Source organism: Acetitomaculum ruminis DSM 5522, from assembly GCF_900112085.1.
In the GTDB taxonomy this organism is placed as follows: domain Bacteria; phylum Bacillota; class Clostridia; order Lachnospirales; family Lachnospiraceae; genus Acetitomaculum; species Acetitomaculum ruminis.
The window spans coordinates 1-13,619 of the sequence record NZ_FOJY01000007.1; the positions used below are offsets into that span (position 1 = coordinate 1).

Sequence of the window (13,619 nt, forward strand, 5' to 3'; positions counted from 1 at the left end):
CGTCGTGAGACAGTTCGGTCCCTATCCGGCGCGGGCGCAGGATATTTGAAGGGGGCTGTCCCTAGTACGAGAGGACCGGGATGGACGGGCCGCTGGTGCACCTGCTGTCATGCCAATGGCACAACAGGGTAGCCAAGCCCGGAAGGGATAAACGCTGAAGGCATCTAAGCGTGAAGCCCGCCTTAAGATGAGATATCCCCTGCGAAGCAGGTAAGACCCCTTGGAGAACACGAGGTAGATAGGACAGAGGTGGAAGCACAGTAATGTGTGGAGCTGACTGCCACTAATAGGTCGAGGGTCTGACCAAGAAAAAGATGTTGACGGTAAGATGATTATATGTATGTGGTTTTTAGGGTATGTAATATAGGGGCTTGGTATAGTGGTAGTACAGCAGTCTCCAAAACTGTTAGTGGGAGTTCGATTCTCTCAGCCCCTGTTAGAGTTTAATTCAAATATTAATAAAAAATATTAATTGTATTTTATTGGTCATAACTTATGGTTATGGCTTTTTTGTTATATTGCTCAAGACATAGTTTATATGAAACTATTAAATAAGGAAAAACATTTATAGATATAGCTAGTATAAAACAAGATAAATAAGTAATATCATATACAGCACAAAAAACAATTTAAAATATAGTTTATCTGAAGCAAGGAAAACATTTAATGACAAAGCTCGAATAAAACAAAAAAATAAAATGACATAGTTCATTTGATACAAAGAAAAATTAAGGATACAGTCAGTATAAAACAAGAAAAAATTTAAGGACATAGCTCGCGTAAAACAATATAAAACAACTACAAAACAAAGTTCATATCAAACAAAAAAATAATGACATAGTTTGTATAAAACAAGATCTAAACATTAAATGACATAGTTTATATTATACAAAAAAACAATTATGGCTAAAGCTTACGTAAAACATGAAAAATCAGTTAAAGGCATAGTTCAAATAAGAATAAGATAAAACAGTTATTACCATAAGAATTGTATTACTTCTAAAATGTATCATTTAGTAAATCTTTAAATCGAGGGTTACATGATTAAGTTGAGATATTTTCTGTATAGGCAAGATTTTTCATGTAGAGAAATTTTGTTATGTTATAATAATTTTGTATTTCCCAGATAAAAATAGTAACTGGATTAGGCTATTAGGGTTATCTGAATTGGAATCGGCAATATTCCCAAAAATTTCAAATATCGTTAAATAACATTGTTTATTCTTGACAAAGATAATGTGCTTATTTATAATAAAAATTGCAAAAGAATTTGACTTGTCAAATAAATTGGAGGGGTTTGTTTGGAATTTGATGCAATTGCAATGTCAGAAATGATAACAATGGTATACAAACAAAAACAAAGATTTAAAATGGAGTTTATGCAAAAGTATAGGCTTTCTTCGTCTTGCTATAGTATTCTGGTTTTACTTTCTCAAAGCGATGGAATAACCCAAAGAATGTTATGTGCTGAATTAAATATTGATGACGGTATGGCAACAAGAAGTATTAGGCTATTAATGGAAAAAGAGTATGTCTATAGGCAGAAAAACTGCAATGATGCAAGGTCTTTCTATATTTATTTAACAGACAAAGGGAGAAATTTTGTTCCATTAATGATTGACGAATATTCCATATGGTGGAAAGAAAAAACAAATAACTGTACAGAAGACGAACTGAAAAATGTGATACACGTTCTTAAAAAAATATCTGAAACAAGTGTACAAAGTTTTTGGTGAAAGCATAATTAAGGATTATTTAGTGAAAAGGATGGAGATGTTATGAGTAAGATTACATTTAAGTTTGAAAATGGAGATGTTAACGAAGTTTTTGCAAACGAAGGAGAGCAGATTTTAGATCTTGCAAAAAAGGCAAACGTCGTTATTGATGCTCCATGTTCGGGTAATGTTTCTTGTGGAAAATGTAAGGTGAAACTACTTGAAGGTTCTGTAAAATCAGAAATTACAAGGCATATTACTGAAGAAGAATATGCAGATGGATGGAGATTAGCGTGTAATAGCGAGGTTGATGGAGATGCTGTTATAGGTGTTCCGGATATTGCATCCGCTTTCAAAAACAGAATGAAAGTTGCAGACTTAAGTACAGGTGAAGAAGTTAAGATCTTTAATAAAACAATTGAAGATATCAAAGCAACCGGTATTAAAGTTGGCAATGATATGGAAATATTGGAAATTGAGCTGGCAGAACCTACTTTAGATGATACTACTCCGGATAATACAAGATTAACTGACGCTATAAGAGAAAAATATCATGTTAGTTTTGTAACTCTTTCATACAATGTTTTAAAAGATTTGTCTAGTGTTTTAAGAGAGAATAATTTTAAAGTAAAGTGTGTTGTGGGATTAAAAAATGACAGAACAGTTGTATATCGTATATGTTCACCAGATGACGATCCGATATTAGGAGGGCTAGCAGTAGATATAGGAACAACAACGGTATCAGCTTTGCTTGTTGATATGAAAGATGGAAAGATATTGTCTAAGGCATCTGCAGGTAATGGACAGATTAGATATGGCGCAGATGTTATCAATAGAATTATTGAAGCAGAAAAACCGGGAGGAAAAGAGAAACTTCAAAGTGCGATTATCGATGAAACAATAAAACCACTGATTCAAAATATGTGTACTCATGCAAACATTGATCCAATAAATATATATAGAATGACTGTTTCTGCTAATACAACCATGAACCATCTTTTTGCTGGTGTTGATGCGGGAAGTATTAGGATGGAACCTTATATTCCAGTTTTCTATACAACAATGGCTTTACATGGCGGTAATTTAAATCTTGGTATACATCCTGACGCAAAAATAATAATAACTCCTAATGTTGGAAGCTATGTAGGAGGAGATATTACTTCTGGAGTTTTAGCTAATACTATGTGGAACAGCGAGGAGCTAACATTATTTGTTGACCTTGGTACAAATGGAGAACTTGTATTTGGCTCATCAGATTTTTTGATGACCTGTGCATGTTCAGCAGGACCGGCTTTTGAGGGTGGAGATATTAGTTGTGGAATGAGGGCAACAGATGGAGCTATAGAGGCTTGTGAAATAGATGAAGAAACAATGGAGCCTACTTTTAAAATAGTAGGTGAAGAAGGAACAAAACCTATTGGTCTTTGTGGTTCAGGTCTTATAGATGTTATAGCGGAGTTGTTTAGATGTAAGATTATAAACCCAAAAGGAAAATTCGTTCGTGAAGGTGAGCGAATTCGTCACGATAAATTTGGAATGGGAAGTTATGTGCTTGCATTTAAAGAAGACGCAGGTTCAGTAAAAGATGTTGAAATAAATGAAGTTGACATTGATAATTTCATAAGAGCAAAAGGAGCAATTTTCTCTGCAATTAATCTTATGCTTAGTTCCCTTGACTTTGATCCTTCCGTTTTAGATAGAGTATTTGTTGCAGGTGGTATTGGAAGTGGTATTAACATGGAGAATACTATTAGAATAGGTATGTTCCCTAATATTCCGGTTGAAAAGTACTTTTATATTGGAAATTCTTCTCTTTCAGGAGCTTATGCAACACTTGTTTCTAATGAGGCTGAGGAAAAAGTATATGAAATAGGAAGAGGAATGACATATATGGAATTAAGCACAAATCCAAGTTATATGGATGAATTTGTGGCAGCTTGTTTTATTCCTCACACAAATAGTGCTTTATTTCAATAAAGTGTTGAAGGCAGTGTAAGTAATTCATTTCCCACTGCTTCAAAAGCGTATGCTTTAAGTAGGGGAAATAAGTTATTTAATTATCTCCCAAATAATTCTTATGTAATGAAGAAAAATTCAATTTTATAATATTTAACAAAAGAAACCATAAATCTCAGACGGCTTATTTATACCGTCTGAGATTTGTGAATTAATACCCTTAATTCACTAAAATATTAATTTTTGTGTTTATCTAAAAAAGACATATCAGGTAATAATTTATCTTCTGTTATGCGCAGACGTGCTGTAGGTTATAAAAATATAACTTTCTTCGTCAACTAAGGAGTTTGTAAGACTATATTTAATAAAAATTTATTTCTATGGATAAATTGAGTGCGAAGGAATATAAAGACAATTTTAATGGAAAAAGTATTTGTTTTGTATTACCTCTTTAGGAGTATCAATTAGACAAAAGCAATGCGATTTGAATTAAGATGAAGTATTTTACATAAAATTCTTATGTCTTATAAAGAGAAAGTTAATATATTATGTAACTGTCAGTCAGACATTAGTTATTTACATTTATTTGGTTAAGCAAGATATTTAGATTGATGGATACAAGATTTTCTTTAGATTTCGAAAATTTTACTTGTATCATATTACTATATTACCAGCAAAATGTATGATATAATGTAAAATAGGGATATGTATTCTTCATTCTATAGAAAAATGAGCGTATCTTGTATTATAATACTTACCGCTAAATGAGTAGTAAATATAATGGCTAATGATTAATGAAAATGATTAATATTTTCCGTTAATTATTAAGATATGGTATAAAGGAGGGATAAACACAAAATTTCTGTTTAGAAAGCTGATTATTCAGAAATGTATTTGTCTGGTGGTAAGGAATTTAAAAAATGATTTATAAAACAGTAATAGAATCAATGCTGATATAAAAGAGCACTGAATATAGTGTGTAAAAGTACATTATTATTTTAAAGCAATATATGGTTAATATGATGCAAACATACCTGATAGAGTTGGGATTTTATGATGACAGGTGGAAATATAAAAGGTAAATATTAATAAATGCATTGAGAGAATTTTTATTAGTTCTCAACACTTAAAAGATATTTAGATTCTAAAAAAGCTCTTATCAGGTCAGTTTACTATCATTTAGTATTATTAAAACAAAAACGTAAATGAAAGGAAAAAAACAATGAATGTAGATGAAAAGAATAACAAGGAGAGATTACCATTTGAACATTATTTAGGATTATATAAGCAGTTAGATCCTTTGGAAGTATCAAAAAGATGCAAGGTTCCTTATGATGAAGAAAAAAAAGAGTTTCATTTAACTATGATTAATCAGGAATATATAATAACTTTTCCAGATTATAAAATAACTGTTGTCAATGACGATGGTTCATATCACGCCCTTACGGAATACAATGCATCTGAGATTTTGATTCTCAGGTATTTTATTGAATCTAAAAATACTGTATCTACCGGTATAAGAAAGGCTTATAGGGATATGCCATGGGGAGAAGTATACTTTAAGCAGTTTAATGGAAGATGTATCTTAAGATTATGTTATGGCTTTGGAAATAAATTAGATGTATTTGCAAAAGTAATGGAAAAAATGGGTGCAGTAAAAAAGGATATGGGTGATTGTTCTTATGAATTGGAATTTTTACCAAATCTGTTTATTGATTATATACTTTGGGCCGGAGATGATGAATTCCCACCATCATCACAAATTTTGTTTTCAGAAAACTTTACAGATGCTTTTCAGGCTGAAGATATGGCTGTAATAGGAGATATTACAATTGGGGCTATGAAAAAAATAGCTGCCAGTTTATAAATATAAAAGGTATTTCTAACGAATGGAGGAATTATAATGAGTCAATTTAATGTAGTTTTTATGCCTCAGAGACTATCCGTTACCGTTGAAGAGGGAACGAATCTCTTAGACGCACAGATTAAAGCGGGACTGATTCCTGATGCTCCTTGTGGAGGAAAAGGGACTTGTGGAAAGTGCCTGGTAAATGTTTTAAAAGGTGGCAACGAAACCGGCGTTGTAAAAGCTTGTCAGACTCTGGTAACTGATGATATGGAAGTAGATATTATTAATGTACCAAAAGGTTATCATCTGTTAACAACAGGTATAGAAAGACAGATAGACTTTTTACCGCTGATAAAAAGCTTTAACATTTCCGTTGAAAAGTGTGAAATGGGAGATAGTCGTTCAGACTGGAAACGATTGAAAAAAGCAGTATCTGAGGTAAGTGGAATAGATGAGAAAGATATTCCACTTAATATAAACCTTGTAAAAGAATTGAATGGACTATTGAAGGAATGCAATTATATTGTCAATGTTGTAATGTACAAAAATGAGATATTACAGATTAGAAAAGAAGATGGTCCTGTTTATATAATGGCCTTTGATATTGGAACTACTTCAGTTGTAGGATATCTTTTAGATGGAAAAAATGGAAAAGAGATAGCTGTTGACAGTATGCTTAATCCACAGTCACAATATGGAGCAGATGTTATCCAAAGATCAAATTATTCAATGGAAAATAGCGTAGAACCATTGACAATTGCTATTAGAAATGCTATGAAAAAGCTTGTTGAAAATAACTGTAAAAAGGCAAAAATAAACCCATGTGATATTTATTTGGTTAATATTGTGGGAAATACATGTATGCATCATTTATTTATGGGAATAGTTCCAAGTGCATTGGTTCTTGCACCATATAATCCATCAGTCAGTGAGCCCGTAATAGATAATGTCAATTCTTATGATTTAGGTGTAAATCCAAATGGAAAATTACAGGTGTTATCAAATATTGCAGGATTTGTGGGTGCTGATACTGTAGGAGTTTTAGTGGCTACAGGTTTTGATAGAATCGATAAGCTTACCCTTGCCATTGATATTGGAACAAATGGAGAAATGGTGCTTGGTAATAAACAAAGAGCAATTACCTGTTCTACTGCAGCAGGACCAGCTTTTGAAGGTGCTAAAATTGAATGCGGTATGAGAGGAAGTGCCGGGGCAATAGATCATTTAAAGGTAGAGGGAAAAAGGATAGTATATTCCGTTATTGGAGATGAGAAGCCTATTGGAATTTGCGGTTCAGGATTAATGGATATTGTTTCGATAATGTTAGAAAACGGAATAGTTGACGAAAGCGGAAGAATATTAGACCAGGATGAAATGGAAACAGATGTTGCTAAGGAAAATGCTTTTCGAATAGTTCCAAACGGAAATAATAAACATTTTGTCCTTGCAACAAAAGAAGAAAGTGGAGAAGGGAAAGCTGTTTATATTAGCCAAAAAGACGTTAGAGAAGTACAACTTGCTAAAGGAGCTATGGCAGCCGGTATAGAATTAATGTCGAAACAACTTGGAATTGATATATCTCAGATAGAACAGGTAATGATAGCAGGGGCATTTGGAAATTATATGTCACCTCACAGTGCGTGTGCTATCGGACTCATCCCGAAAGAATTAGAGAAAAAAATAATTCCTATTGGTAATGCTGCAGGAGAAGGCTCTAAGATTGCATCATTAAATGTTGAGGAATTTAACAGAAGTGTTGCTATGGCAGAAAAGATAGAATTTTTAGAGTTGGCAACAGATCCTGATTTTCAGGATACTTTTGTAGACCAGTTGGAGTTCCCGGAATATTAGGAGGTGTTTTAATTATGGAGGAAGCAGTAAAAATTGCATTAGAAAGTGGTTTTTCCCATGCAGGACCACTAGACTGTTCAACTATTGAATTAAAAGAAGAGGTAAGAAAACTTTGCGAAGTAAATACATGTCAGCAGTATGGAACAAATTGGGCCTGCCCACCGGCATGTGGTTCCCTGGAAAAATGCACAGAGGATATAAGGCAGTATAAAGAAGGAATAATTGTTCAAACTACAGCAGAACTTGAGGATAGTTTAGATTTTGAAGGAATGCAACAACTTGGTATTGACCATGAGGAAAATTTTAAAAGGGCAACAGAGGCACTTCGTGAAAAATATCCTGATATGCTTATTTTAGGTACCGGTGGATGTAATATATGCAAAGAGTGCACATATCCTGATAATCCTTGTAGATTTCCTGATAAAAAAGTATCATCTATGGAAGCATATGGAATGATTGTGAATGATGTCTGCAAAGCAAATAACATCCCATATTACTATGGGTCTAACACTCTAACCTACGTAGGATGTTTTTTACTGAAAAAGTTATAAAAAATGTAGGGAAAAATATATAAAAATTTGGCAAAAATAATATTGTTTAATTTTAGAATAATATTCATTGACACAGATAGAAGAATGTTATACAATGATTAAGCAGAAATGATTATTTAATTGTTGTTTTATAACAAAATTGAAATCATTAATTTACGAATATTCATCAGAATGTATGTTAAATATCACAAGGAGGACTTTTTAGATGATAGTAATTGGTGAGAAGATCAATGGTTCTATTCCTTCAGTAGGAAAAGCAATTGCTGAAAAGAATGAAGAATTGATTAAAGATCTTGCAAGAAAACAAACAGAGGCTAACTCTACTTATATTGATGTCTGTGCATCAGTTGAAGAGGACATTGAAGTTGAGACAATGAAATGGCTTTTAGACTTAGTTCAGGGAGTAACAGATACTCCAATAGCTGTTGATAGCCCAAGTCCTGATGTAATTGTTAAATGTTTACCTTTCTGTAAGAAAGAGGGATTAGTTAACTCTGTTTCTATGGAAGGTGATAAAGTTGACAAGATTTTCCCAGTAATTGCTGACACAAATTGGGAAGTTGTTGCTTTACTTTGCGATGATACAGGAATTCCACAGACAGCTGAGAAACGTCTTTCTGTATTTGCTGATCTTATGAAGAAAGCAGAAGAATACCACATTGATCCAAGCCGTATTCACATTGATCCATTAATTGAGATGCTTTGTACATCAGAAGATGGAATCAAGATGGTTGTTGATGTAATGACAGAAATTAAGAGACAGTATCCTACAATTCACATTACTGGTGCTGTATCAAATATTTCCTTCAACTTACCAGCTCGTAGAATCGTAAATATGGCATTTACAGTACTTGCTATGAACTCAGGTCTTGATAGTGCTATCTTTGATCCACTTAATGCAGACCTTATGGGACTTATTTACGCTACAGAGGCTCTCTTAGGACAGGATGATTATTGTATGGAATACATCAGTGCTTATAGAGAAGGCATTTTTGGTCAAAAGAAATAACTAAAACAATCTAATGTGTAAGAAATCTATGTTACCGATTTTTCGGTAACATAGTTCTTAAATAAAAGGGAAAATAAAAGTAATTAAATCAAAAGGAGGAGACATACTATGTCAAAAATCGAAGAAGTTGCTGCTGCTGTTGAAGCTGGAAAAGCTAAAATTGTTGGAGGTCTTGTACAGGAAGCTATTGATGCTGGATGTGATCCTACACAAATCCTTAACGAAGGTATGATCGGAGCTATGGACGTTGTTGGAGAAAAATTCAAAAAGAATGAAATCTTCGTTCCAGAAATGCTTGTAGCTGCACGTGCTATGAAAAAAGGTGTAGAAGTTCTTAAACCACATCTTGCAGGAGATGGCGGAGCTTCTCATGGAAAATACATCATCGGAACTGTTGCAGGTGACTTACATGATATCGGTAAAAACCTTGTTGGAATGATGATTGAAAGTTCAGGATTCGAATTAATCGACCTTGGTGTAGACGTACCAGCTGAGAAATTCGTAGAAGCTATCAAAGCTAACCCAGATTGCCACGTTGTTGGAGTTTCAGCTTTATTAACAACAACAATGCCAGCTATGAAAGATACTGTTAAAGCTATTATTGATGCTGGACTTCAGAGTCAGGTTAAGATTATGGTTGGTGGAGCTCCTATTACTCAGGAATTCGCTGATGAAATCGGAGCTGATTGCTATACTGCAGATGCTGCTTCAGCTGCATCAAAAGCTAAAGAGCTTGCATAGTTTAACTGTATAGTAACTTGATTTTAATTTAGTTCAAAAATTTAAAACTCATGAAATTACTAATGTGATTTCATGAGTTTTTTGCTGTATAAGAAATTTTATCTATAAATAAAAACATACACCGGTTAAGCTTTTGAATCGGTAAAAGAGGTTTTAGTTTACATAAGGAAGTAATTTTATTTTTTTATCTGTAAAATATAAAGATGATTAAAGAAAAACTATTAATTCTACAATTATTTTTAATAAAGCCCATGCCGAAATTAATTATATATAGTTACAAGCCGTGGATAATGAAGTAAAAATTATTTTGCATAGGAATTTTGATAAAATATCTTGATAAGTAAAAGAGTGAAAATAACTAGAGAAAATAGTAATACTTATAAAATTTATTGTATTGTATTTTTTAAAACTATAATTTATACTTAAATTATAAGATATATTAAACAAGTACTTTTATATTATAATATAGTGATTTAGAAAAAGAGAATATTATTATATCTTTTGTTTACAAGGAAAGTGTCTCAATGGATTGAACGCAGTGTAAGCAATCCCCCGCTTCAAAAGCGTAAGCTTTAAGCGGGGGTATAAGCTTACTAGTGTCAGAAGGGGTTAAAGCCCCTTCTGACAGGTGGCACAAAGTGCCACTGCGTTCATGAGGAAGTAGCGAAGCAGATTCCGAATGTCCGCTTTACACCAGATAATTTAGATTTGAATAATCTGGGGAATAGCAAAGAAGAATAACTAGCATTGGGTTAAATTTTTAAATTAATTCAAAGCTTTTTAAGAAATGAGCTGAATATTGTTTTCTTAAGCAAAATATTAATATAGACAGGATATTTCAAATAAAAAGAAAACGCACATATCATAATATTATTTTGAACACACAGAAATAAAATCATTAAATGAAAAACAAAAATAAAAAACCTTAAATATCTAATATAAATCTCATCGATTCTAATACATTATACTATTAGCCTTGTTTGGCAAAATTTTTAGTGAGAATAATTATCTAATATTTACAAGAATTGTATTCTAAAAAATTACCCTAGTATTAAAATTTACTAAACAATTGTTAATATGACGAATTGTGTAATATATACAAGAAGACTAAAATTTTCTTGGTAATAAGTGAAGAAATATACAAAAACATTTATAAAAAAGTCATATTAAGACAATGTTCGTATAAATACAAATTATAAAACTTGCGTAAAATATCGATAGAAGGCCTACTATAGCTAAAAGACTATAAAAAAATATCAATATAATATGTATAAAAATGATAATATAAGTATATATATGCAAATGCGGTGGATGTTTTTTAAGAAAAAATATATAATATTCATGTGTATTACAGGGAAAATATGTTGAAAACTATTGAAATCTTTACTGCGTTAAATAATGATATTGAAAATAATTTTAAAATATGTGTACCTGGTTTTTGATATTTTATTTAATATTACTAATAATGCAGTTCTTTTTCTGGGATTTTTACATATGATTCGTAATGCATAGAAGGTAAAGTTTAAACAGTTAATTATTGGAGGAAAACAAGAATGGAAAAGAAGAAAGTAAGCGTTGCCGGAACTCTGGCGGTATTCTCATTGTTCCTTTTATCAATGGGTATCACAGTTGTTACACCAGCAATGAATGTTATTATTGAACGTTGGGCAGCAACAGTTTCTGTAACCAACATTTACATGGTAAGTACAATACCAACATTAGTAATGGTTCCAGTAACTATTGTAGCAGGATCATTGGCAGGAAAAAAAGTTAAGTACAGAACACTTGCTGTTTTGGGGGCATTTTTATTCCTGTTAGGTGGATGTGCACCAGCTGTACTTCCGGAAAACTTTATTTTGCTTTTAGCATGTAGAGCAGTATTTGGAGTTGGTGTTGGATTAATGGCACCTCTTGGTAATGCCCTTGTTGTAGGTTTATACGAGCCAGGAAAAGCATCTGCATATCTTGGATATGGTACTTTGCTTATGAACTTTGGTGGAATTATATTCCAGCAATTGGGAGGGTTCTTTGCAGGTATTTCATGGAACGCAACATTTTGGGGACATGCTTTTGGATTAGTAGGTTTTGTGATGGCATTCTTTATTCCTGAACCGGAATTGCCGGCTGAAGACTCGTCTGCAGCGTCTGCTCCAAAGGAAAAAATGCATCCGTTTGCATGGTTTGCAGCAATTACTTTATTTATTTTCAATATAGCAAATTATCCACTTATGATGAATCTTTCAACTTTTATGGCACAGAAAAATGCAGGTGATGCTCAGGCAGCAGCTATTGTATTATCAGTATATACTGTTGGAGGATGTATTTCAGGTTTAATATTTGGAAAAATCTATGGAGTTGTAAAGAGATTTTCAGTTTCACTTGGATTAGCAATTTGTGTTGTTGGTATCTGTGTAGCATATTTTGGTGCTAATGTGGCAACAATAGGAGCAGGAATGTTCCTTGATGGATTTGGATTTTCTATCATGTTCCCAGCTCTTATTGCATTTGTAGGTATGCTTACCCCACCTTCAACTCAGGCATTTGGTATTTCAATTGTTACTGCATTTATGAATTTATCATCATTCTTTAGTGCATATTATTTAGTTGTAATAGAACATTTTAGTGGTAAAGATAATGTAATAGGATCTAGTTATTTCTGGGCAATGGCAATTCTTGGAATTCTTGCTGTATTTTATATTTTCTACAATCCTATTAAAAATGTAAATAATTAGTAAAAATTTAAACAGGTACAAAAATAACTGCCGTGATTTTAAAAGTCGCGGCAGTTTTCTTTTTTTGTATTGCACTAAATATTTTAATGATTGCTTTCAGCAATATCGTAAATAAGTTGTTTTGAGTCCTCCCATCCAAGACATGGATCTGTTATGGACTTTCCATAAATGTGTTCACTGATTTCCTGGCTTCCTTCTTCAATGTAACTTTCAATCATAATACCTTTTACCAGTTTTTTAATGTCATTTGAAAGAATACGGGAATGCATTACTTCTTTGCTGATTCTGATTTGTTCTTTAAATCTTTTTCCGGAATTAGAGTGGTTTGCATCAACTACAACAGCTGGATTTTCAAGCCCTTTTGCGTAATACTTTTCCATAAGATTACTTAAATCTTCATAATGGTAATTTGGTATTGAAGCTCCGTTTTTATCAACTGCACCTCGTAAAATAGCATGAGCAAATTCATTTCCGTTTGTGGATACTTCCCATCCTCTGTAAACAAATTCGTGAGCACCTTGAGCAGCAGTAATAGAATTTAACATTACTGATAAATCTCCACTGGTAGGATTTTTCATTCCGGCAGGTACATCAAATCCACTTACGGTAAGTCTGTGCTGCTGGTCTTCAACACTTCTTGCACCAATGGCAACATAGGAAAGTAAATCCTGTACATAACCCCAATTCTCAGGATAAAGCATTTCATCAGCGGGACTTAATCCTGTTTCAGTCATTGCCCTTATATGCATTGTTCTCATAGCAACGATTCCGGCTAAAAAGTCAGGTTCTTTTTCAGGATCCGGTTGATGAAAAATTCCTTTATAACCATTTCCTGTAGTACGAGGTTTATTTGTATATATACGAGGAATAATGATTAAGGAATCTTTGGTTTCTTCTTGAAGTGGAGCAAGTCGGTTTATATAATCACAAACAGAATCTTCATTATCCGCTGAGCATGGTCCTATAATTACAAGAAATTTATTGCTTTTTCCACTTAATACAGCTCTTATTTCTTCATCTCTTTCTTTCTTTGCTTCCATAGCTTTTTGAGGCACAGGAAATTGTTCTCTTATTAATGATGGTGTAGGTAATTTTTTCTTAAATCTGAAAGTCATGGCTAATCTCCTTATAATTATTAATATTACTATTAATCATTTCCCGAATTTTTGGGGATTATATTTGTTATTGAAAAATACTTATTGCATATAAAAACTA

9 protein-coding genes, 1 tRNA gene and 1 rRNA gene are annotated in these 13,619 nt (G+C 32.7%); 10 read left to right on the plus strand and 1 reads right to left on the minus strand.

The annotated features are described in order from the left end of the window. The 10 genes from BM153_RS05705 to BM153_RS05750 all read left to right on the plus strand — a co-directional run. Window positions 1-307 (plus strand): 23S ribosomal RNA (locus BM153_RS05705); the annotation flags it as partial. 58 nt (window positions 308-365) lie between these two features. Continuing rightward, window positions 366-436 (plus strand) — tRNA-Trp (locus BM153_RS05710). A gap of 865 nt (window positions 437-1,301) precedes the next feature. Next, the gene (locus BM153_RS05715) at window positions 1,302-1,736 is read left to right on the plus strand and encodes a MarR family winged helix-turn-helix transcriptional regulator (protein ID WP_092871641.1); all 435 of its coding nucleotides are present in this window, start codon (window positions 1,302-1,304) and stop codon (window positions 1,734-1,736) included. Window positions 1,737-1,778: 42 nt separating this feature from the next. Continuing rightward, window positions 1,779-3,692 carry a corrinoid activation/regeneration protein AcsV gene (gene acsV, locus BM153_RS05720; protein ID WP_092871643.1) on the plus strand — a complete coding sequence of 638 codons (1,914 nt, stop codon included), beginning with the start codon at window positions 1,779-1,781 and terminating at the stop codon, window positions 3,690-3,692. A 1,201-nt stretch (window positions 3,693-4,893) separates the two neighbouring features. Beyond that, window positions 4,894-5,538 carry a DUF3786 domain-containing protein gene (locus BM153_RS05725; protein WP_092871645.1) on the plus strand — a complete coding sequence of 215 codons (645 nt, stop codon included), beginning with the start codon at window positions 4,894-4,896 and terminating at the stop codon, window positions 5,536-5,538. Window positions 5,539-5,574: 36 nt separating this feature from the next. After that, complete coding sequence (locus BM153_RS05730) at window positions 5,575-7,371, plus strand: ASKHA domain-containing protein (RefSeq protein WP_092871647.1); 1,797 nt, start codon at window positions 5,575-5,577, stop codon at window positions 7,369-7,371. A gap of 14 nt (window positions 7,372-7,385) precedes the next feature. Then, window positions 7,386-7,922, plus strand: coding sequence for a DUF2284 domain-containing protein (locus BM153_RS05735; protein ID WP_092871649.1), 537 nt, complete (start codon window positions 7,386-7,388; stop codon window positions 7,920-7,922). Between the two features lie 205 nt (window positions 7,923-8,127). Beyond that, on the plus strand, window positions 8,128-8,931 hold the full coding sequence (locus tag BM153_RS05740) for a methyltetrahydrofolate cobalamin methyltransferase (protein ID WP_092871651.1): 804 nt from the start codon (window positions 8,128-8,130) through the stop codon (window positions 8,929-8,931). Window positions 8,932-9,039: 108 nt separating this feature from the next. Then, the gene (locus tag BM153_RS05745) at window positions 9,040-9,672 is read left to right on the plus strand and encodes a corrinoid protein (protein WP_092871653.1); all 633 of its coding nucleotides are present in this window, start codon (window positions 9,040-9,042) and stop codon (window positions 9,670-9,672) included. Window positions 9,673-11,225: 1,553 nt separating this feature from the next. Continuing rightward, window positions 11,226-12,404, plus strand: coding sequence for an MFS transporter (locus BM153_RS05750; protein WP_092871655.1), 1,179 nt, complete (start codon window positions 11,226-11,228; stop codon window positions 12,402-12,404). 83 nt (window positions 12,405-12,487) lie between these two features. On the opposite strand, the gene BM153_RS05755 is transcribed toward BM153_RS05750, so the two are convergent. Next, on the minus strand, window positions 12,488-13,519 hold the full coding sequence (locus tag BM153_RS05755) for a 3-deoxy-7-phosphoheptulonate synthase (RefSeq protein WP_092871657.1): 1,032 nt from the start codon (window positions 13,517-13,519) through the stop codon (window positions 12,488-12,490). Window positions 13,520-13,619: the final 100 nt, after the last annotated feature.